The following is a 21,430-nucleotide window of genomic DNA, read 5'->3' as shown; positions in this document are numbered from 1 at the left end:
GATCCGGACACTGCGCGATTGCCCGCGCCGCCGTCGCCCAAACGGCGGCGGCGGTACGCGGACGATCACGCCCGGAGCAGGGCGGGTGCCGCCTCCACCGCGAGCAGCGAGGCGTCGTCCTGGAGGCTGCCGCCCGCGTGGTGCAGCAGGTCGGCGGCGAGCGCCGCGGTGAAGACGGCCAGCGGGCGGTCGGCCAGTTCGGCGGCGCGCTCGGCGAGCGGATAGAAGTCGCCGTCGGCGTCGCGCGCCTCGCTGGCGCCGTCCGTGTGCAGCAGCATCCGGTCCCAGGCGCGCGCGGGCACCGGCTGGGCCGCGCACCATCCGTGGGCGAGGTCGAGCAGGCCGAGCGGCGGCGCCGGGGCGGGCACCGCGGCGGGTACGGCGCCGCCGTCGCGGATCAGCAGGGGCGGCGGGTGTCCGCAGCAGACGAGGTCGGCCGCGCCGTCCGGGCCGACGGTGAGCAGCGCGGCGGTGACGAAGCGGTCCGGTTCGGCGGAGTGGGCGACCACCGTGTGCAGCCGCACCGCCAGCGCCTCCAACGAGGCCTCGCGCACGGCCAGTTGACGCCAGACGTCCAGCACCGCACCGGCGGTCCGCGCGCCCTCCGCCCCCTTGCCCATCACGTCGCCCATCAGCAGCCGGGTGCCGAACGGCGTGTCGAGGACCCCGTGCAGGTCCCCGGCCGCCCCGCCGCGCCCGGATCCCGCGGTCAGCAGCCGGGCGCTGACGCTCAGCGAGCCGACCGTGTCCGGGACGGAGGTGCGCGACGGCGGGCGGACGGTCATGGGGGGCCTTCCGAAAGTGCGGCCGGATGCCAGGTGGGGAGACGCACGGCGGGGGGAACCCACGGAAGTGTAGTCACCCCGACGCGCTCTGTGACGGTTTCCCGCAAAGCCTTGCGGGCGGGGCGTCCGGGGCGCATCCGGGCGGCGCCGCGCTCCCGCCGCCTCGCGGGGCGGCGGCGGAGCGGCGCGGGCGTGTCCGGACCGGGCGGCGCCGCTCCCGCGGCCGGGGGCCGAACGACCCTCGTGACAGGGCCGGTTCGCCCCTCCCGGCGGGAGGGCCCCGGTGGGAACGTGCCGGGGCGGGTCCGCGACTGACCCGGCGCTCGCGTGGAACCCGCGGGCGGACACCGTCCGCGCCACCGCCCCGGAGGTTCCGTCATGACCGGCATCCGTGTCCTGAGTGTCGGGACCGACGGCTCGCGGGAGGGCCTGGACGCCGCCGACTGGGCGGCCCGCGAGGCGCTGCGGCGCGGTCTGCCCCTGCGTCTGGTGCACGCGGGTGAGGGCCGGAGGGCCGCGCCGCCACCGCTCGACGTCGATCTGCCCCGCGGCACGCTCCTCGACCGGACCGCCCTCCACCTCTCCTACGCGCACCCGGCGTTGCGCATCCTGGCGCGGCGCGGGCCGCGGCCGGCGCGGCGCGCGCTGCTGGAGGCGGCGACGGACTCCGAGGCGCTGGTGCTCGGGACGCCGGCCTCCACCGGCCACACCGGATCCCTGGTCGGCCCGGTCGCGCTCGCCGTCGCGGCCGGGGCGGCGTGCCCCGTCGTGCTGGTCAGGGCCGGGGCACCCGCCGCGGACGGGCGGACGCCCGGGGGACGTCTCCCGCCGGTGGTCGTCGGCCTCGACGCGGTGTCCGCCACCGACGACCTGCTCAGCTACGCGTTCGAGACCGCGGCGCTGCGCGGGGCCCCGCTGCACGCGGTGCACGCCCGGACGCCGGATTCCCCGGACGGCGGCCCGGGCGCTCGCGGGCGCCCTCCGGGCGTGGCGCGCCAAGTATCCCGAGGTGGAGGTGGTGGAGCGGCTGGTCCGCGGGCGGCCGGGGCGCCATCTGTCGGCGGCGTCCGCGGGGGCGGGCCTGACGGTGGTCGGGCGGCGCGCCGGTGCGCTCCGGCTCGGCGCGACCGCCCGGTCCGTCGTGCGGCACGCGGCGAGTCCCGTGGCGCTCGTGCCGCACTCCTGAGCGCGGGCCCGCTGCCGGGCCCTCTACCCGGCTCCGCCGTCCTCCTCGTACGCTTCTCGTCCGCACGTCGCACCGTGGCCACATCGCGAGGGAGTTGGCGGTTCCATGCCCGACGACGCAGCTCCGTTCCATCCGGCCCCGGCCTGGCTCGCGGAGGCCGTCTTCTACCAGATCTACCCGCAGTCGTTCGCCGATTCGGACGGCGACGGGATCGGGGATCTCGGCGGGATCGCCGAGCGGCTCGACCACCTGGCGTGGCTGGGCGTGAACACGGTGTGGATCAATCCGTGCTTCGCCTCGCCGTTCCGGGACGCGGGCTACGACGTCAGCGACTACCTCCGCATCGCGCCGCGCTACGGCACGACGAACGATCTGGCCGAGCTGGTGGATCTCGCGGGGCGCCGCGGCATCCGGATCCTGCTCGACCTGGTGGCCGGGCACACCTCCGACGCGCACCCGTGGTTCCGCGCCGCCGTCGACGACCCCGGCGACCACCGCTACATCTGGACCGGCGAGGGCGTCCCCGAGGGTTTCGTCGCCTCCCCCGGCAGCCGCCCCGGCGGCTATCTGCCGAACTTCTTCGACTCCCAGCCCGCCCTCAACTTCGGTTACGCGCGCACGCGTCCGGACGAGCCGTGGCGGCAGCCGGTCGACGCGGCGGGCCCGCGCGCCAACCGGGCGGCGCTGCGCGAGATCATGGATCACTGGCTGCGGCTCGGCGTGTCCGGGTTTCGCGTCGACATGGCGGCGTCGCTGGTGAAGGACGATCCGGGGCGGCGGGCGACCGCGGCGCTCTGGACGGAGCTGCGGCACTGGATCGACGGCGCCCACCCGCAGGCGGTGCTGCTCGCGGAGTGGGGCGATCCCGAGGTGTCGGTCCCCGCGGGTTTCCACACCGACTTCTTCCTCCAGTTCGGCGGCCCGGCGAACGGGCTCGCGATGCGCTCGCTGTGGAGCAACGGCGCGGGGACCACCGACGACGCCTGGGATCCGCTGGACTGCTTCTTCGACGCCTCCGGGCACGGCTCCCCCCGCCCGTTCGTCCGGGCGTGGCGGCAGGCGGCGGCCGCGCTCGGGGACACCGGCTTCATCGCCCTGCCCACCGCCAACCACGACTTCTCGCGCCTCAACTGCGGCCCGCGCACGGCCGAACAGCTCCCGGCGGCGTTCGTCTTCCAGCTCACCTGGCCGACCCTGCCGGCGATCTACTACGGCGACGAGATCGGCATGCGGTACGTGCCCGGCCTCCCCGACACGGAGGGCAGCGTCCTCGGCCCGCGCTACAACAGGGCCGGTTCCCGCACCCCGATGCAGTGGGACGACGGGCCCGGCGCCGGCTTCTCCAGCGCCGCCGAGGACCGCTTCTACCTGCCCCTCGACCCGTCCCCCGACCGCCCCTCGGTGGCCGCCCAGCGCGCCGACACCACCTCGCTGCTGCATCTCGTGCGCCGCCTCGTCGCCCTGCGCCGCTCCACCGCCGCGCTCGGCCACCGGTCACCGGTGGAGGTCGTGCACGAGGGGCATCCCTTCGTGTACGTGCGGGGAGGGCGGTTCCTCGTGGTGGTCAACCCGGGCCGGAGCGCGAGCGGTTGGCCGGCCGGCGCGAGCGCGTCCCGGATCGCCGGGGCGCGGCCCGTCGAGGTGGACGGGGTGCGGATCAGCGCGGACGGCGCGGTCGTCGAGGCGGACGGATTCGGTCACGGGATCTTCGTGCTGCCGGGCTGACGGACACCCGGGGCGGGGGCGGACGGGTCGGCGGGCCGGGCGGTGCCCGCCGGTTCCGGGCCGCCGGGTCGTCGCGTACGGTCGTGCCGTTCACGTCCGCGGCCGGCCCCCGCGGCGGGCGGGCGCGGGCCTCGGCCGGGACGAGCCGCCGGACGGATGGCCCGATCACGCAAACGGACCGCAAGCGTTGCGCTAATCTTGCGTTCCATGACGCGCAGACTTGCTCAGGTGGCGAAGAAGGTCGGGGTCAGCGAGGCCACGGTCAGCCGGGTGCTCAACAACAAGCCCGGTGTGTCGGAGGCGACGCGGCAGTCGGTGCTCACCGCGCTCGACGTGCTCGGCTACGAGCGCCCCACCCAGCTGCGGGGTGAGCGGGCGCGGCTGGTCGGGCTCGTGCTTCCGGAGTTGCAGAACCCGATCTTCCCCGCGTTCGCGGAGGTGATCGGGGGTGCGCTGGCCCAGCAGGGGCTCACCCCGGTCCTGTGCACCCAGACCAAGGGCGGGGTGTCCGAGGCGGACTACGTGGAGCTGCTGCTCCAGCAGCAGGTGTCCGGGGTGGTGTTCGCGGGCGGTCTGTTCGCGCAGGCCGACGCGGAGCACGGCCACTATCAGCGGCTGGCCGAGCGCAACGTGCCGGTGGTGCTGGTCAACGCCTCCATCGAGCGGCTCGGCTTCCCGTGCGTGGCCTGTGACGACGCGGTCGCGGTCGAGCAGGCGTGGCGCCACCTCGCCTCGCTCGGCCACGAACGCATCGGGCTGGTGCTCGGCCCCGACGACCACATGCCCTCGCAGCGCAAGCTCGCGGCCGCCCGCGCCGCCGCGCGGGCGACGGGCGGCACGCTGCCCGACGACGCGGTGGAGCGGGCGATGTTCTCGCTGGAGGGCGGGCACGCCGCCGCGGCCCGGCTGATCGGGCGGGGCATCACCGGCGTCATCTGCGCCAGCGACCCGCTCGCCCTGGGCGCGGTGCGCGCCGCACGCCGGGCGGGGCGCTCGGTGCCGCGGGACATCTCCGTGGTGGGCTACGACGACTCGGCGTTCATGAACTGCACCGAGCCACCGCTGACGACCGTACGGCAGCCCATCGAGGCGATGGGCCGGGCCGCCGTCGAACTGCTCGTCGCCCAGATCCAGGGCGGCGTGGTGCCGCCCGGCGAGCTGCTCTTCGAGCCCGAGCTGGTGGTGCGCGGATCGACGGCGCCGCCGCGCGCCGCCGACTGACTGCCCGCCGCCCGCCCTAGGGCGTGGTCAGCTGGCCCGTGGAGCCGCGCACCACGAGTTCTGGTTCGAAGAGCAGTTCGCCCAGGTGGGTGCGGGAGCCCTGGAGCTGCGCCATCAGCAGTTCCACCGCCGCGCGGCCCATCGCCTCGATGGGCTGGCGGACCGTCGACAGGGGCGGCTCGGTGCAGGTCATGAACGCCGAGTCGTCGTACCCGACGACCGACAGGTCCTCGGGCACGGACAGGCCGCGCCGGCGGGCCGCCCTGATGGCGCCGAGCGCGAGGGGGTCGCTCGCGCACACGATGCCGGTGACGCCGCGGTCGAGGAGGCGGGCGGCGGCGGCCTGTCCTCCTTCGAGCGAGAACAGCGACCGCTCCACCAGGGCGTCGTCCAACGTCATGCCCATCGCCCGGGCGACCCCGCGCGCGGCCCGCAGCTTGCGGCGGGACGGCATGTGGTCGAGCGGCCCGAGCAGCAGCCCGATGCGGTCGTGGCCGAGCGAGGCGAGGTGGCGCCACGCCTGCTCGACCGCGACCGCGTCGTCGCAGGACACACAGGGGAAGTCGAGGCCCGTGATCGACGCGTTGATGAAGACGACCGGGATCTTGCGCTCGGCCAGCCGCCGGTAGTGCCCGTGGTCGGCGTCGGCCTGCGCGAAGTGCCCGCCCGCGAACACCACGCCCGAGACCTGCTGTTGGAGCAGCAGCTCCATGTAGTCGGCCTCGGAGACGCCGTTCTTGGTCTGGGTGCACAGGACCGGGGTGAGGCCCTGCTGGGCGAGCGCGCCCCCGATCACCTCCGCGAAGGCGGGGAAGATCGGGTTCTGCAACTCCGGAAGCACGAGCCCGACCAGCCGGGCCCGCTCGCCCCGCAGTTGGGTGGGGCGCTCGTAGCCGAGCACGTCGAGCGCGGTGAGCACCGACTGTCGCGTCGCCTCCGACACACCGGGCCTTTCGTTGAGGACACGGCTGACCGTTGCCTCGCTGACTCCCGCTTTCCTGGCAACTTGAGCAAGTCGTCGTGTCATGTCTGCAAGATTATCTCATTGGCTTGCAAAGAACTTGCACCTCCTGGCAGTTGAGTTGCTTCGCATGCCGATCGGTGTCAGGTCCGCAGCCACGCGGCGGTGTCGCTCGGCAGCCGTCCCTGGCCGTCCAGCGGGCCGCTGGTCAGGATCAGCCGGTCGTACGCCGGCAGGTCGGCGGGCCGGTCGTCCAGGTTGACCACGCACACCAGGCCGCCGGGCCGGGAGAAGGCGAGCACCCCGTCCGCCGCGGGCAGCCACGACATCGGCCCGTCGCCGAACCCCGGGCCCGCGCGCCGGACCTCCAGCGCGGTGCGGTAGAGCGTCAGCATCGAGTCGGGGGCCCCTTCCTGCCGGTCGACCGCGTAGTCCGCCCAGTACGCGGGCTGCGGCAGCCAGGGTTCGGCCCCGGAGCCGAACCCGTAGTGCGGCGCGTCGGCCACCCACGGCAGCGGCACCCGGCAGCCGTCCCGGCCGGGGTCGGTGCCGCCGGAGCGGAAGTGCATGGGGTCCTCGATGCGGTCCAGCGGGATGTCCGCCTCGGGCAGGCCCAGCTCCTCGCCCTGGTAGAGGTAGACCGAGCCGGGCAGGGCCAGCGTGAGCAGGGCCGCGGCGCGGGCCCGCCGGGTGCCGAGGGCGAGGTCGACGGGGGTGCCGAACGCCTTGGTCGCGAAGTCGAAGCCGGTGTCCTCGCGGCCGTAGCGGGTGGCGGTGCGGGTCACGTCGTGGTTGCACAGCACCCAGGTGGCCGGCGCGTGCACGGGGGCGTGCTCGGCGAGGGTGTCGTCGATCGTGCGGCGCAGCCGGTCCGCGTCCCACGGGCAGCTGAGGAAGTTGAAGTTGAACGCGGTGTGCAGCTCGTCGGGGCGCAGGTAGCGGGCGAAGCGCTCGGCGTCGGGCAGCCAGACCTCGCCGACGAACACGCCGCCGTACTCGTCGGCGATGGCCCGCCAGGAGCGGTAGATGTCGTGCAGTTCGTCCTGGTCGACGTACGGGTGCGGGGTGACGCCCTCCTCGTAGTCGGGCAGGTCGGGGTGTTTGGCGAGCAGCGCCGCGGAGTCGATGCGCACGCCGGCCACACCGCGCTCGAACCAGAAGCGCAGCACGTCCTCGTGCTCGCGCCGCACCTCGGGGTGGGCCCAGTTGAGGTCGGGCTGCTCGGGGGTGAACAGGTGGAGGTACCACTCGCCGTCGGGCACCCGGGTCCAGGTGCCGCCCGCGAACTCGGACGGCCAGTTGTTCGGCGGGAGTTCGCCCTGCTCACCGCGGCCGGGCCGGAAGTGGAAGCGCTCCCGCTCGGGGCTTCCGGGGCCCGCCGCCAGCGCCGCGCGGAACCAGGCGTGCTGGTCGGAGACGTGGTTCGGGACGATGTCGACGATGACCCGGATGCCGGCGTCGGCGGCTTCCGAGATCAGCTTCTCCGCCTCTTCGAGGGTGCCGAAGGCGGGGTCGATGGTGCGGTAGTCGGCCACGTCGTAGCCGCCGTCCACCAGCGGGGACTGGTACCAGGGCGTGAACCAGACCGCGTCCACCCCGAGTTCGGCGAGGTACGACAGATGGGCGCGGACGCCCGCCAGGTCCCCGGCTCCGTCGCCGTCTCCGTCCGCGAAGCTCCGGGGGTACACCTGGTAGATGACGGCGTCGCGCCACCAGTCGTCGGTGCGGGACGAGGGAACAGCTGCCACGGGAGGTCCTTTCGGGCAGGTGGGACTCCGCCGCCGGCCGGTGCGGGGGCATGGATGGTCGAGGCCGGCGACGGAGTGCTGAGGGGTGGTACTGGCTGCGGGCCCGGCGCGGTGCGCGCGCGGTCAGCCCTTGAGGCTTCCGGCGGTCAGGCCCGCCATGATGCTGCGCTGGAAGAAGAAGAACACGATGATCATCGGGATGCTGGCGATGACGAGCCCGGCCATGATCTGGTTCTGCGTCACCGCTCCGGCCGTCTGCGACAGGCCCACGCTGATGGTCATCTTCTCGCTGTCGGGCAGGACGAGGAGCGGCCAGACGAAGTCCTTGAAGATCGCGACGACCGTGAAGATGGAGACCACGCCGAGGATCGGCCGGGAGATCGGCAGGATGATCGAGACCAGGATCCGCCACGGGGGCACGCCGTCGATCTCGGCCGCCTCCAGGAGTTCGTTGGGGATGGAGTCGAAGAAGCGCTTCAGCAGGAAGATGTTGAACCCGTTGGCGGCCACCGGGAACCAGATCGCCCAGGGTGTGTTGAGCAGGTGCCAGCCGAAGATCGGCACGTCGGTCACGGTGATGTAGGCCGGGATCATCACGACGATCGGCGGGATCATCAGGGTGACGAACATGCCGGCCAGGATCACGTTCCCGAACAGGGGCCGGAGCTTGGACAGGGCGTAGGCGGCACAGACGTCGACCGCCAGCGCGAACAGCCAGGCGCCGACGGCGTAGAACAGGGTGTTCTTCAGCAGCGTCCCGATGTCGAACAGCTGCCAGGCGTCGGCGAAGACGCCGAAGTCGGGATGTTCGGGGAAGAGGGTGGGCGGCATCTGGGCGATCTCCTCGCCCGACTTCATCGCCCCCGTCACCATCCAGTACAGGGGGAAGACGAACACCAGGGTGAACAGGAGCAGGACGGACACGAGGAGCGTCCAGTAGATCTTGCGGCCCCAGCGGGACTTGAGCTCCAGCGGCGAGACGATGGTCCTGGTGTGGCCCTCGGCCCAGGCGCCGCGGCGCTTGTTCCGGGGGCGTCCGGATGCGCGGACGGCGGTCTTGCCGACCGGGGTCTGCTCCGCCGCGTCCGGGCGGGCGGTGGTGTTGACCATGGACCTAGTTCTCCTCTCGGGTCAGCCGGAGCTGAACCGCGGCGACCGCCAGCAGCACGACCATGAGCATCAGGCCGAGCGCGCTGCCCGCTCCGTAGTTGCCGCCGTAGACGAACGCGTACTGGTACATGAGGTAGACGACGGTGACCGTCGCGTTCTCCGGGCCGCCGCCCGTGAGCATGTACGGCTCGATGAACACCTGCATGGTGGCGACGATCTGGAGCATCAACATCAGCAGCAGGATCAGCCGGGTCTGCGGGATGGTGACGTGCCAGATCCGCTTGAAGATGCCGGCGCCGTCGAGTTCGGCCGCCTCGTAGAGGTCACCGGGGATGTTCTGGAGGGCGGCCAGGTAGATCAGCACGCCCGAGCCGAGGTTCATCCAGGTGGCGACGATCACCAGGGAGATCAGCGCGGTGCTGGTGGAGTCGAGCCAGGCGAGGGTCGGCAGGCCGAAGAAGTCCAGCGCCTGGTTGAACAGGCCCGGTCCGGGATCGTAGAACCAGCGGAACAGCAGCACCGCGACGATCGGCGGCAGCATCACCGGCAGGTAGACCACGAACCGCAGGTACGCCCGGGCGTGCCGCAGCTCGTTGAGCACGATGGCGACGCCGAACGGGATGACGTAGCCGCACACCAGGGCGAGCAGCGTGAAGATCAGGGTGTTGCGCCAGGCCTGGCCGAACGCCGGGTCGTCCACCACCGTGCGGAAGTTGTCCAGGCCCACCCAGGTGGGCGGGTCGACCAGGTTGGTCGACTGGAAGCTGAGCAGGACCTCCTTGACGATCGGCCACCACGCGAACATGGCGAAACAGAAGAGCGCGGCGCACAGGAATCCGTAGGCGCTCAGATTTCTGCGCGCGGCCCGGCCGCGTTTGGAGGGTGGCCGGCGCCGTGGCGCGGGTCGCCGCTCGGTCTCCACCGTGAGTGTTTCCATCGTGATCTCCCGTTCCCGGCGCCGACCGCGGTGCGGTGCCGACCCGGGGTGCCGCCACGTGGGCGACACCCCGGAACCTTGTGCCGTCAGCTCTTGGCGAGGATCGAGTTCGCCTTGGTCTCGGCGTCCTTGAGCAGCTTGTCGACGTCGGCGTTCTCACGGGTGAGGACGGCCGACATGGCGACGTCGAGGACCGCGTAGAGCTCCTGGGCCTTCTCCGGCTCCAGCTTCGGCTCGACCGAGGTCGAGTTCGCGACGTACGGCTCGTAGTACTCGACCGGGAGGCTGGCGTTCGTCTTGCGCTCCTCGGCGAGCTTCTTGCCGGTGGGCGAGTCGCCCATGTAGTCGTTGTTCGGCACGCCGACGGCCTCGCCGTTGGCCTTGCCGCGGGCGAAGTCGAAGCGGCCCTTGCCCGGCGTGTCGAACTGGAAGTCGATCCACTCCAGGCCGGCCTTGGTCTGCGCCGCGCTCGCCTTGGGGTTGACCATGTACGCCTCGCCACCGGTCAGCGACGCCTTGCCGTCGGGTATCCCGGTGATGCCGTAGTCGTCGACCTTGCCCTGGAACTTCTGGACCACGTCGGTGACGACGTCCGGGGCGCCGAGCATCATGCCCGTCTTGCCGGCCGCCATCTGCTGCATCAGCGACTCCCAGCCGATGTTGACCTTGCTGCCGGTGCTGTTGTCCTTCCAGCGCATGTCGTGCAGCGTCTGGAGGACGGCCTTGCCCTCGGCGCTGTTGAAGGCCGCCTTGTGGTCCTGGACCATCTCGCCGCCGCGGCTGTAGATGGCCTGGGCGAAGTGCCAGCCGCCGGTGTTGCCGCCGCCGTACTCGCCGTAGCCGACGTAGTCCTTGCCGAGACCGGCGATCTTCTTGGCGGCGGCGCGGACCTCGTCCCACGTCTTCGGCGGGTTGTCCGGGTCCAGGCCCGCCTTCTTGAACACGGCGCGGTTGTAGACGAGTCCGACGCTGTAGCTGACGTTCGGGATCCCGTAGACCTTGCCGTCCTTGGTGACCATGTCGCGCACGTTCTGCTTGATGTCACCGAAGTTCTTCACGTACTTGGTGTCGCCCGTGATGTCCTTCGCCTGCCGCTTGGAGATCACGTCCGCGTAGTTGGTGACGGGGACCATGAAGACGGTCTCCATCTGCCCGCCGGCCAGCTTCGCCGCGAACGTCTTCGGGTCGAAGCACGGCTGTTGGTCCGTGCTCTTGACCTTCACGTTCGGGTGCGCCTTCTCGAAGGCGGCGACGTCGTCGTCCCACGCCTTGCGCTGCTTCGGCGCGGTCTTCGCCGGCTGACACGCGACGGTGATGTTGACCTTGCCTCCGGCGTCGGAGTCCGACGAGTCACCGCCGCAGGCTGTGGCAGTGAGTGCCAGACCTGTCGTCAGAAGGATCGCGAGGTTACGGGGCTTCATTACGGCTCCTCCAGGGGTCAAGCCCAAGCACTGCCCTTGATTCGAGACGTGACGATAGGACGGCGCACAGATGACCGCAAGATTCGGATCCAAAATTGCAAGATTACGACTACATCACGACGGCTCATCGGTGATGCGCCGTCAGCGCCGAACCGCTCCAGGCCGAAGAAGCATGCGTCCTACAGGCGACGAGTGGAGCCGGATCCTCCGCCGCGCCCCGGACGCGACGGTCTGAGCCGACGGCGTCCCCGTTGGCGCCGACAGCCGTACTTGGTCAGCGATTACGCAAGACTGTCAATTATTTGCAGTATCTGCCCGACATCTTGTGCTGCCCTGGTCCCGATGCTTGAGTGAGCGCTGCCTGCGGCCGGGACGCCCAGCGCTCCCCGGAAGGCACCTCTCCGCCTCCCCACCCCCACCTCCCCACCCCCACCTCCCCACCCCCACCAGGAAGGCCCCACCGCAGATGGACCCCCATGTCATGTACTCGCCAGTGCGCACCGCGCGCCGTCTCCCCGCCCTCGCCCTCGCGGTCGCCCTGGTCAGCGCCGTGGTCGGCGTCGGCGGGGCGGCGACCGCCCACGCGGCACCGCAGCGGGCCGCCGCCGCGGCGGCCGCGGGCGCCACGCTCCCCTTCGGCTCGTACGAGGCCGAGTCCGCCGTCACCGGCGGCCAGAAGATCGGCCCCGACCACACCCAGGGCACCGTCGCGTCGGAGGCCTCCGGCCGCCAGGCCGTACGGCTGAACGCGGGCCAGAGCGTCGAGTTCACGCTGACCGGAGCGGCCAACGCCGTGAACGTCGCCTACAACGTGCCCGACGGACAGTCCGGCTCGCTCGCCGTCTACGTCAACGGCACCCGGCTCTCCTCGTCCCTGGCCGTCACGTCGAAGTACAGCTACGTCGACACCTCCTGGATCGCGGGCACCAAGACGCACCACTTCTTTGACAACGCCAGGCTGCTGCTCGGCCGGAACCTCCAGGCGGGCGACAAGGTGCGGCTGGAGGCCGCCTCGACCCAGGTCACCGTGGACGTGGCCGACTTCGAGCAGGTCGCGGCGGCCGCCACCAAGCCCGCGGGCGCCGTCTCGGTGGTCGACAAGGGCGCCGACGCGAGCGGTCAGCAGGACTCCACCCAGGCGTTCCGCGACGCGATCAGCGCCGCGAAGGGCAGTGGCGGCACCGTCTGGGTCCCGGCCGGCACCTTCAAGGTCGGCTCCGCGCTCGGCGGAGTGGAGAACGTGACGATCCAGGGCGCGGGCAGCTGGTACTCCGTCGTGCGCTCCTCCCACTTCATCGACCAGTCGGGCTCCGCGGGCAAGGTGCACCTGAAGGACTTCGCCGTCATCGGCGAGGTCACCGAGCGCGTCGACAACAGCCCGGACAACTTCGTCACCGGCTCCCTGGGTCCGGACTCGTCCGTCTCCGGCATGTGGCTCCAGCACCTCAAGTGCGGCTTCTGGCTGACCGGCAACAACGACAACCTGATCGTCGAGAACAACCGCGTCCTGGACACGACGGCCGACGGCCTCAACCTCAACGGCAACGCGCACGGCGTGCAGGTCCGCGGCAACTTCCTGCGCAACCAGGGCGACGACGCGCTCGCCATGTGGTCGCTGAACGGCGCCGACACCCGCTCCACGTTCGCCGGCAACACGATCTCGCAGCCCAACCTGGCCAATGGCATCGCGATCTACGGCGGCACCGACATCACCGTCAAGGACAACCTGGTCCAGGACACCAACGCGCTGGGCAGCGGCATCGCGATCTCCAACCAGAAGTTCCTCGACCCCTTCTCCCCGCTCGCGGGCACGATCACCGTCTCCGGCAACACGCTCGTGCGCGCCGGTGCCCTCAACCCCAACTGGGGCCACCCGATGGGCGCGCTGCGCGTCGACGCGTACGACAGCGCCATCGAGGCGAACGTCAGCATCACCGACACCACGATCAAGGACAGCCCCTACAGCGCCTACGAGTTCGTCTCGGGCGGCGGCACCGGCAAGGCCGTCAAGAACGTGACCGTCGACGGGTCGACCGTGGACAGGGTCGGCACGGTCGTGGTGCAGGCCGAGACGCCCGGCGCCGTGCGGATCAGCAACCTCAAGGCCACCGGCGTCGGTGCGGCCGGCGTCTACAACTGCCCCTACCCGGCGGGCTCCGGCACCTTCACGCTCACCGACGGCGGCGGCAACTCCGGCTGGTCCAGCACCTGGGGGAACTGCTCGGCCTGGCCGCAGCCCGGCGCCGGCAACCCGGACCCCGACCCGGCCCGCAACCTCGCCCAGGGCCGCCCGGCGACGGCCACCGGCTCGGTCGACGTGTACACCCCCGGCAAGGCGGTCGACGGCGACGCGAACTCGTACTGGGAGTCGGCCGGCAACGCCTTCCCGCAGGCGCTCACCGTCGACCTCGGCTCGGCGCAGGCCGTGCGGCGGGTCGTCCTGAAGCTGCCGCCGTCGGCCGCCTGGGGCGCGCGCACCCAGACCCTCTCGGTGCTGGGCAGCACCGACGGATCGTCGTTCACCACGCTGGCCGCGTCGAAGGGCTACCGCTTCGATCCGGCCACCGGCAACACCGTGACCGTCTCCCTGCCCGACACGTCGCCCGCGACCCGCCACCTGCGGGTGCAGGTGACGGGCAACACGGGCTGGCCCGCCGCGCAGCTCAGCGAGGTCGAGGCGTACCTGAAGTGATCCGCCCCCGCATCCCCCACCCCCGAGAGGACCACGTCGTGAGACACAGACAGAGAAGCCGGCGGCTGACCGCCGTCCTGCTCGGCGCCGCGCTGAGCACGCTCGGGCTGCTGCCCGTCGCCGCCCAGGCGGCGCCGGCGGCGGCCGGCCCGAACCTGGCCCTGAACAAGCCGGTCGAGGCGTCGTCGACCATCCAGAACTACGTCGCGAAGAACGCCGTCGACGGCAGCACGGGCAGCTACTGGGAGGCGAGCGGCAGCCCGTCGACCCTCACGGTGAAGCTCGGCTCCGACGCCGACCTGGACTCGCTCGTCCTGAAGCTGAACCCGGACCCGGCCTGGGCCACCCGCACGCAGAGCATCGAGGTGCTGGGGCGGGCGGCGTCCGGCAGCGCGTTCAGCACGGTCAAGGCGCGGGCCGACTACACCTTCAACCCGTCCGGCAACCAGAACACCGTGACCATCCCGGTGTCCGGGCGCTACTCCGACGTGCAGCTGAAGATCTCGTCGAACACCGCGGGCTACGGCGGCCAGGTGGCCGAGCTGGAGGTGCACGGCACTCCGGCGCCGAACCCCGATCTGACGGTGTCCGCGCTGTCCTGGACGCCCGCGCAGCCCAGTGAGGCCGACACCGTCAAGGTGAACGCCACGGTGCGCAACGCCGGTACGGCGGCCGCCGCGGCGACCACCGTGGACGTGAGCGTCGGCGGCACGGTCGCGGGCAGCGTGGCCGTGCCCGCGCTCGCCGCCGGGGCGTCGGCGACGGTGCCGGTCACGATCGGCAAGCGGGCCGAGGGCAGCTACACCGTCTCGGCGCTGGTCGACCCGACCAACGCGATCAACGAGCAGGACGAGACCAACAACAGCCGCACCGCCGACACCAAGTTGACGGTCGGTCAGACCCCGGGTCCCGACCTGGAGGTCACCGACATCACGTCGAACCCGGCCAGCCCGGCGGTCGGCGCGAGCGTCTCGTTCTCGGTGAAGGTGCACAACCGCGGCACCAGCGCGGTGCCGGCCGGCTCCGTGACCCGGCTGACGGTGGGCACCACGACACTCAGCGGCACGACGCCCGCCCTCGCCGCAGGCGCGAGCGCCGATGTCGCCCTCAGCGGCACCTGGACCGCGGCCAGCGGCGGTGCCACCCTCACCGCGACGGCGGACGCCACCGGGCAGGTCGCCGAGACGAACGAGGGCAACAACGTCCTGGCGCGGTCCATCGTGGTCGGCCGGGGCGCGGCGGTGCCCTACGTCGAGTACGAGGCGGAGAGCGGCTCGTACACCGGCACCCTGCTGACGGCGGACGCCAAGCGCACCTTCGGCCACACCAACTTCGCCAGCGAGTCCTCGGGCCGCAGGTCGGTCCGGCTCAACTCGACCGGTGAGTACGTGCAGTTCACCTCGACCAGCGCGACGAACTCGATCGTCGTGCGCAACTCGATCCCGGACGCGCCGGGCGGTGGCGGCCAGGAGAAGACGCTCAGCCTGTACGCGAACGGCACCTTCGTGCAGAAGCTGAACCTGTCCTCCAAGCACAGCTGGCTCTACGGCCACACGGACGACCCCGAGGGCCTGACCAACAGCCCCGGCGGTGACGCCCGCCGTCTGTTCGACGAGACCCACGCGCTGCTGTCCCAGACCTACCCGCAGGGCACCACCTTCCGGTTGCAGCGCGACTCCGGCGACGACGCCTCGTACTACATCGTCGACCTGATCGACCTGGAGCAGGTGGCGCCGCCGACGAGCAAGCCCGCCGAGTGCACGTCGATCACCGCCTACGGCGCGGTGCCCAACGACGGCAACGACGACACGGCGGCCATCCAGAAGGCGGTGACCGCCGACCAGAACGGCGACATCGCCTGCGTGTGGATCCCGGCCGGGCAGTGGCGCCAGGAGCAGAAGATCCTCACCAAGGACCCGCTCAACCGCGGCCAGTACAACCAGGTCGGCATCCGTGACGTCACCATCAAGGGTGCCGGCATGTGGCACTCGCAGCTCTACACGCTGACCGCGCCGCAGAACGCGGGCGGCATCAACCACCCGCACGAGGGCAACTTCGGCTTCGACATCGACGACAACACCAAGATCTCCGACATCGCCGTGTTCGGCTCGGGCACCATCCGGGGCGGCGACGGCAACGCGGAGGGCGGCGTCGGCCTCAACGGCCGGTTCGGCAAGAACACCAAGATCTCCAACGTCTGGATCGAGCACGCCAACGTCGCCGTCTGGGTGGGCCGGGACTACAGCAACATCCCGGAGCTGTGGAACCCCGCCGACGGTCTCGAGTTCAGCGGGATGCGCATCCGCGACACGTACGCGGACGGCATCAACTTCTCCAACGGCACCCGCAATTCGAGCGTCTACAACTCGTCGTTCCGCACCACCGGTGACGACGCGCTGGCCGTGTGGGCCAACAAGTACGTCAAGGACACCTCGGTCGACGTCGGCCACGACAACGTCTTCCGCAACAACACGGTGCAGCTGCCGTGGCGGGCCAACGGCATCGCGGTGTACGGCGGTTACGGGAACAAGATCGAGAACAACCTGGTGTACGACACGGCGAACTACCCCGGCATCATGCTCGCGACCGACCACGACCCGCTGCCCTTCTCCGGGCAGACGCTGATCGCGAACAACGGCCTGTACCGCACGGGCGGGGCGTTCTGGAACGAGGACCAGGAGTTCGGGGCGATCACCCTGTTCGCCCAGGGCCAGAACATTCCGGGCGTCACCATCCGGGACACCGACATCCAGGACTCGACGTATGACGGCATCCAGTTCAAGACGGGTGGCGGCGCGATGCCGGACGTGAAGGTCAGCAACGTGTCGATCTCCAAGTCCGTCAACGGCTCGGGCATCCTCGCCATGAGCGGGGCCCGGGGCAGCGCCACCCTCTCGGGCGTGACGATCAAGGACTCCCGCGACGGGGACGTGCTCGTCGAGCCGGGCTCCCAGTTCGTCATCAACGGCAGCCCCAACACGGCGGCCGCGACCCGGCCGGGAACCCGCATGGGGAGGTAGACAGCACCACCGCTCCACGTCTCACGTAAGGCATGCCGCCCGGACCCCCGCACACGAGGTCCGGGCGGCACGTCGTCGGACGTAGCCCAGGTACGCCGCACTCGCTCATCCGTACGGTTCAGTCACCCTGGAGGGGGCCCCTGGAGGACAAAGGCATATGTCAGAGACACCACCGCATCGTGTATGGCCAAATGCCTTACGAGGCCAGGCGCCCTGTGCCACAGTCGTGAGCGATCCTTCCGTCCGCCCCGGTCGACCCGGCGCCTGCATCGGAGTCCGTCATGTCGTCCCATGTCTTCGCGGACCGCTCCGCCGGCCAGCCGCCGGAGCGTGGCACCGTCGACGCGCTGATCGACCAGGCGCGCCGGCTGCTCGGCGACGTCGACGCGGTGCGCCGCGACTGCGCCGACGCGGTACCCGACGAGAGCGCCCCCGAGGCCCGCTGGCAGCGCGCGCTGTACGAGCTGGCCTCCCACCAGCTCCGCGATCTCGACCGGCACCTGGCCCAGTTGCGGGAGGGCCCGGCGCCGAGCGGCGCGGCACCGGCGATGCGCCGGGCCGCCGGCCGGCCCGCCGACCCGACGCCCACCCGTGTCGGCCGCGCCGACTGGAACCTCCTGACCGACGAGGTCACCTGGTCCCCCGAGCTGTACGAGATCCTGGGCCGCGACCCCGGCTCCCCCGCCCTGACCCTCGACGAGCTGTCCGCCGTGGTGCACGCCGACGACCGGCCCAAGCTGACCGCGATGGTCACGGACTGCCTGATCGACGGCAAGCCCATCGACGGCGAGTTCCGCGTCGTACGCCCGGACGACACCGCGCGCACGGTGCACATGATGGGCGAACCCGTGCTCGACGCGGACGGTTCGACCGCCTCCATGTGGGCGGTCGTGCGCGACGTCAGCGAACTGCGCCGCAGCCAGCGGGCGGTGAGCGAGACCCGTGACTCGCTCCAGCGCCAGCGGCACATCGCGCAGACCGAGCACCGGCTCGCGGTCGAGTTGCAGGAGGCCGTGCTGCCGCCGTGGCGCGGCTCCCTGCGGCTCCCGCACGGCGGCCCCGGCGGCCTGCACGTCGCGGCCCGGCACCTCCCCTCCGCCGCCGGCCCGCCCACCGGCGGCAGCTGGTACGACGCGCTGGAGCTGCCCGACGGCAAGACGCTGCTGACCGTCGGCGACCTCACCGGGCAGGGCGTCGCCGTCACCTCCGGCATGGCGATGCTGCTCGGCGCGCTGCGCGGCATGGCCGTGTGCGACACCCCGCCGGCCGACCTCCTCAACCGCCTCGGCCACCTGCTGGACAACGCCGTACGCCCCGCCCTCGGCAGCGCCCTGTGCTGCCGGTACGACCCGGCGGACCGCACGCTGGCGTGGGCGCAGGCGGGACACCCCGCCCCGCTGCTCTTCCGCGACGGGACGGGGCGTGCGCTCACGCCTCCTCGGGGCCTGCTGCTCGGCGCCACCTCCGGCGCCGTCTACGAGCAGGCCGAGGTGCGGCTGCGCGACGGTGACGTACTGCTGCTGCACACCGACGCGCTGGTGCCGCGGCGCGGCGAGAAGGCGGCCGCGGGCCGGCTGCTCGCCCTGGCACCCGAGCTGGCCCGGGCCCGCGACGCGCAGGAGTGCGTGCAGGTGGTCACCGACGCGTGCGCCGACGGTGAGCGCGCGGACGACGCCTGTGTGCTCGTCGCCAGGATCGACTCCTGACGGCCCGGCCGCGAACCGGCGTCAGGCCCGCATCCGCTTCCCCGCGCTCCTCGGCAGCGCCAGTTTGATCTCCTGGCGCAGGTCCTCGATCTTCGGGTAGCCGGCGTACTGCCCCGTGAGCCGGTACATCTCGCGCAGCCGGTCCCAGGTGCGGTGCGAGGAGTTCGCGCCCATCGAGGAGAGCGCCAGGCGCGCGTACCGGTCCGCCTGCTCGGGGTCGTCGGCGATGAAGCAGGCCGACGCCATCGACAGGTGGTCGAAGATCTTCGACCGGTCCCGGCCGCCCGCGCGCAGTTCGAGGGCTTCCCTGGCGTGCTGCTGGGCGATGACGGCGGCGCCCGGCTCGTGCTCGGCGAGGGTGCGGTAGGCGAGGGCCTGCATCCCGTGCAGGTCCGCCTCGTCGAACATCTGCATCCAGGTGGGCGGCTCCACGTCTCCCTTGTCCGAGACGAAGAGGTCCTCCGCCCGGCCGAGGGTGCGCCGCATCGCCTGGCCCTTGCCGAGCGACGCCTGGGCCCACGCCTCGATGGTGTAGAGCATCGCCCTGGTGCGGGGCAGCACCTCGTCCCCCGCGCCGGACTGGGCGAGCTTCATCAGGTCGAGCGCCTCGTCGGGGGCGCCGAGATGGATCTTCTGGCGGGCCGCCCGGGACAGGGCCTCCCCGGCGCGCGGCCGGTCGCCGCCCTCCCGCGCGGCGTGCGCGGCGATGATGAAGTATTTCTGGGCCGTGGGTTCCAGGCCGACGTCGTGCGACATCCAGCCCGCGAGCACGGCGAGATTGGCGGCGACGCCCCACAGGCGCCGCTGGAGATGGTCGGGATGCCGGTACGAGAGCATTCCGCCGACTTCGTTGAGCTGGCCCACGACCGCCTTGCGCTGGAGGCCGCCGCCCCGGGAGGCGTCCCAGGCCCGGAACACCTCGACGGAGCGCTCCAGTTCCTCGATCTCCTGCGAGCCGATGGGGGCCGCCTCGTAGCGGTCGAACCCGGCCGGGTCGGCGGCGCCCGCCGAGGAGAGGGGATCGGTGCTCCGGGGAGCGTCGGCCGCGAGGACCGGGTCGGTGTGCAGCCAGTCGTGCATGGCGGTGCTGAGTGCGGAGCCCGCGGCGAGCGCGGCACCCGCGCCCACCAAGCCGCGTCGGTTGAGCATGAGGTCCATTCCCGTGAATTCGGTGAGGACCGCAGCTGTCCGCTCGGGCGCCCACGGCACTCCGTCGGGGCCCTGTGGTTCCAGGCCCCCGCCGCCCTGCCGTTTCCCCGCGCGCCCGTGCCGGACAAGACCGAGATCCTCGATGGTCACGACACGGCCGAGTCGCTCGGTGAACAGCGCCGCCAGCACGCGTGGCACCGGATCGCGCGGGATCTCTCCCATGTCGATCCAACGCCGCACCCGCGAGGTGTCCGTCGCCAGCTGGGGGTGGCCCATGGCCGCCGCCTGCCGGTTGACGAGTCGCGCGAGCTCGCCCTTGGACCAGCCGGCCAGGCCGAACAGGTCGTTCAGGCGGGTGTTGGGTTGTCCGCTCACTTCAAGCCCCCAGGTTCTCGGCTGAAAATGACAGTAGCCGCCTGTCAGTTGCTGAGCGACTATTCGCCACGGTTCGCCAGGGTGCGCCAGCTGTTGTGCTCCAGCCCCCCGGGTGTCAGGTAGGAATGCGCCACCCCGACCCGGTCGCCGCAGGGCATTCCCCAGGGTGTTACCGAACTCGGCCGGGCCGGGAGGCGCAGCAACTGATCGGCACACGAAGGGATCTGTATCTCCTATGTACGCAGCATCGTCCTCCGTGTCCGCCCCGCCCCGGCCGCTGCGCTCCGCCCGCCAGGTGGCCGGCGGCCCGTATCTCGACCCCGCCCGTTCGGGGTCCACAGCGCTCGGTGGCGCCGGCAGGACCCGGCGCCTGCCGGGGCTCGGCACGCAACCGCTCAGCGGGAGACTCGACTTGTCCGGCCCTCAGGGCGCCCAGCTGCGCACGGCGATCGCCGCGGTGCACCGGATCTGCCCGGAGTTCCATCCGGTCCAGGTGCTGCGCCGCAGTCAGCGGTCCGTGCTCGTCGTCGGCACGACCGGGCGCAGCACGGCCGTCGCGAAATGCTTACTCGACCACTCCCCCGTGTGGGAGGAGCGGGTCCAACACGAAATAGCCGCCTACCGCTCGTTCGTCCGGCACCGGCCGCCCGTGAGGGTGCCGCGGCTGATCGCCGCCGACCCGGACAACGGGACGCTGGTGATCGAGCGGATGCCCGGCCGGGTGGCCGCCCTGCAACGGCACCCGGCCGAGGCGCCGCCCCGGGCGGACATCAGGGCGGCGCTCGGCGCCGTCTGCCGGCTCAACCAGTGGCGGCCCCCGGCGGGCACCTTCGGCGCGCCGCTGGACTACGCGGAGCGGATCAACCGGTTCCACGATCTGGGTCTGCTGACCGACCGTGACATGGGTGATCTCCAGAAGCTGCTGCACGGCATCGCGCACGCCTCGGGCCGCGGTTCGATGGGCCAGTTCTGTCACGGCGACGCGCTGCTGTCGAACATCCTGCTCTCCCCGGCCGGTCCGGTGCTCGTGGACTGGGAGCACGCGGGCTGGTACCTGCCGGGGTACGACCTGGCGACCCTGTGGGCGGTGCTCGGCGACGCGCCGGTGGCCCGCCGCCAGATCAGCCAGCTCGCGCAGTCCGGCGGTCCGGCCTCCCGCGACGCGTTCCTGGTCAATCTGATGCTCGTCCTGACCCGCGAGATCCGTACCTACGAGTCGGTGGTGCAGCGGTCGCTGCATGAGCAGGTCCCGGCGGCCACGGCGCCGTCCGGTGCCGTCCCGTCCGGTGCCGTACCGACCGGCGAGGAGCAGCGGCTGTTGCTGCGCCGTCTGCACGACGACTGCAACATGGCGCGCAAGGCGGTGCGCGCGGCCGTCGGCACGCGCTGACCGA

At 71.9% G+C, this 21,430-nt stretch carries 14 protein-coding genes and 1 pseudogene; 8 read left to right on the top strand and 7 right to left on the bottom strand.

All coding sequences use genetic code 11. The annotated features are described in order from the left end of the window. Positions 1–65: 65 nt before the first annotated feature. Positions 66–785 carry a PP2C family protein-serine/threonine phosphatase gene (locus ACIP5K_RS27200; protein WP_401413601.1) on the bottom strand — a complete coding sequence of 240 codons (720 nt, stop codon included), beginning with the start codon at positions 783–785 and terminating at the stop codon, positions 66–68. 378 nt (positions 786–1,163) lie between these two features. On the opposite strand from ACIP5K_RS27200, the pseudogene ACIP5K_RS27195 reads away from it, so the two are divergent. The 4 genes and pseudogenes from ACIP5K_RS27195 to ACIP5K_RS27180 form a co-directional block, all read left to right on the top strand. Then, positions 1,164–1,505, top strand: a pseudogene (locus ACIP5K_RS27195) (universal stress protein); the annotation flags it as partial. A 289-nt stretch (positions 1,506–1,794) separates the two neighbouring features. Then, a complete protein-coding gene (locus ACIP5K_RS27190) occupies positions 1,795–1,971 on the top strand; it encodes a hypothetical protein (protein WP_401413599.1) in 177 nt (58 codons plus the stop codon). A gap of 105 nt (positions 1,972–2,076) precedes the next feature. After that, positions 2,077–3,696, top strand: coding sequence for an alpha-amylase family glycosyl hydrolase (locus ACIP5K_RS27185; protein WP_401413597.1), 1,620 nt, complete (start codon positions 2,077–2,079; stop codon positions 3,694–3,696). Positions 3,697–3,903: 207 nt separating this feature from the next. After that, the gene (locus tag ACIP5K_RS27180; RefSeq protein WP_401413595.1) at positions 3,904–4,917 is read left to right on the top strand and encodes a LacI family DNA-binding transcriptional regulator; all 1,014 of its coding nucleotides are present in this window, start codon (positions 3,904–3,906) and stop codon (positions 4,915–4,917) included. Between the two features lie 16 nt (positions 4,918–4,933). Here ACIP5K_RS27180 and ACIP5K_RS27175 read toward each other — a convergent pair whose 3' ends face one another. From ACIP5K_RS27175 to ACIP5K_RS27155, 5 genes are all read right to left on the bottom strand, one after another. Further along, positions 4,934–5,944 carry a LacI family DNA-binding transcriptional regulator gene (locus ACIP5K_RS27175; RefSeq protein ID WP_401413594.1) on the bottom strand — a complete coding sequence of 337 codons (1,011 nt, stop codon included), beginning with the start codon at positions 5,942–5,944 and terminating at the stop codon, positions 4,934–4,936. Between the two features lie 77 nt (positions 5,945–6,021). Continuing rightward, positions 6,022–7,626 carry a glycoside hydrolase family 13 protein gene (locus ACIP5K_RS27170; protein WP_401413592.1) on the bottom strand — a complete coding sequence of 535 codons (1,605 nt, stop codon included), beginning with the start codon at positions 7,624–7,626 and terminating at the stop codon, positions 6,022–6,024. Between the two features lie 123 nt (positions 7,627–7,749). Next, positions 7,750–8,736: a carbohydrate ABC transporter permease gene (locus tag ACIP5K_RS27165; protein ID WP_401413590.1), complete on the bottom strand. Its 987-nt coding sequence runs from the start codon at positions 8,734–8,736 to the stop codon at positions 7,750–7,752. 4 nt (positions 8,737–8,740) lie between these two features. Then, on the bottom strand, positions 8,741–9,673 hold the full coding sequence (locus ACIP5K_RS27160) for a carbohydrate ABC transporter permease (RefSeq protein WP_401413588.1): 933 nt from the start codon (positions 9,671–9,673) through the stop codon (positions 8,741–8,743). A gap of 86 nt (positions 9,674–9,759) precedes the next feature. Next, the gene (locus ACIP5K_RS27155) at positions 9,760–11,094 is read right to left on the bottom strand and encodes an ABC transporter substrate-binding protein (RefSeq protein WP_401413586.1); all 1,335 of its coding nucleotides are present in this window, start codon (positions 11,092–11,094) and stop codon (positions 9,760–9,762) included. Between the two features lie 481 nt (positions 11,095–11,575). Between ACIP5K_RS27155 and ACIP5K_RS27150 the strand changes: the two genes are divergently transcribed. The 3 genes from ACIP5K_RS27150 to ACIP5K_RS27140 all read left to right on the top strand — a co-directional run bounded on the left by ACIP5K_RS27150 (position 11,576) and on the right by ACIP5K_RS27140 (position 18,512). Continuing rightward, the gene (locus ACIP5K_RS27150) at positions 11,576–13,786 is read left to right on the top strand and encodes a discoidin domain-containing protein (protein WP_401413584.1); all 2,211 of its coding nucleotides are present in this window, start codon (positions 11,576–11,578) and stop codon (positions 13,784–13,786) included. 38 nt (positions 13,787–13,824) lie between these two features. After that, positions 13,825–16,806, top strand: coding sequence for a CARDB domain-containing protein (locus ACIP5K_RS27145; protein WP_401413582.1), 2,982 nt, complete (start codon positions 13,825–13,827; stop codon positions 16,804–16,806). A gap of 281 nt (positions 16,807–17,087) precedes the next feature. After that, positions 17,088–18,512 carry a PP2C family protein-serine/threonine phosphatase gene (locus ACIP5K_RS27140; RefSeq protein WP_401413580.1) on the top strand — a complete coding sequence of 475 codons (1,425 nt, stop codon included), beginning with the start codon at positions 17,088–17,090 and terminating at the stop codon, positions 18,510–18,512. Positions 18,513–18,533: 21 nt separating this feature from the next. Here the strand turns inward: ACIP5K_RS27140 and ACIP5K_RS27135 are convergent, their stop codons facing one another. After that, complete coding sequence (locus tag ACIP5K_RS27135; protein ID WP_401413578.1) at positions 18,534–20,036, bottom strand: hypothetical protein; 1,503 nt, start codon at positions 20,034–20,036, stop codon at positions 18,534–18,536. A gap of 235 nt (positions 20,037–20,271) precedes the next feature. On the opposite strand from ACIP5K_RS27135, the gene ACIP5K_RS27130 reads away from it, so the two are divergent. Next, the gene (locus tag ACIP5K_RS27130; protein WP_401413576.1) at positions 20,272–21,426 is read left to right on the top strand and encodes an aminoglycoside phosphotransferase family protein; all 1,155 of its coding nucleotides are present in this window, start codon (positions 20,272–20,274) and stop codon (positions 21,424–21,426) included. Positions 21,427–21,430 lie beyond the last annotated feature (4 nt).

Origin of the sequence: Streptomyces sp. NPDC088785, from assembly GCF_044750685.1 — a bacterium.
GTDB lineage: Bacteria > Actinomycetota > Actinomycetes > Streptomycetales > Streptomycetaceae > Streptomyces.
Note: the sequence above shows the minus strand (reverse complement) of the source record. Positions and strands in the feature narration are given on the sequence as shown.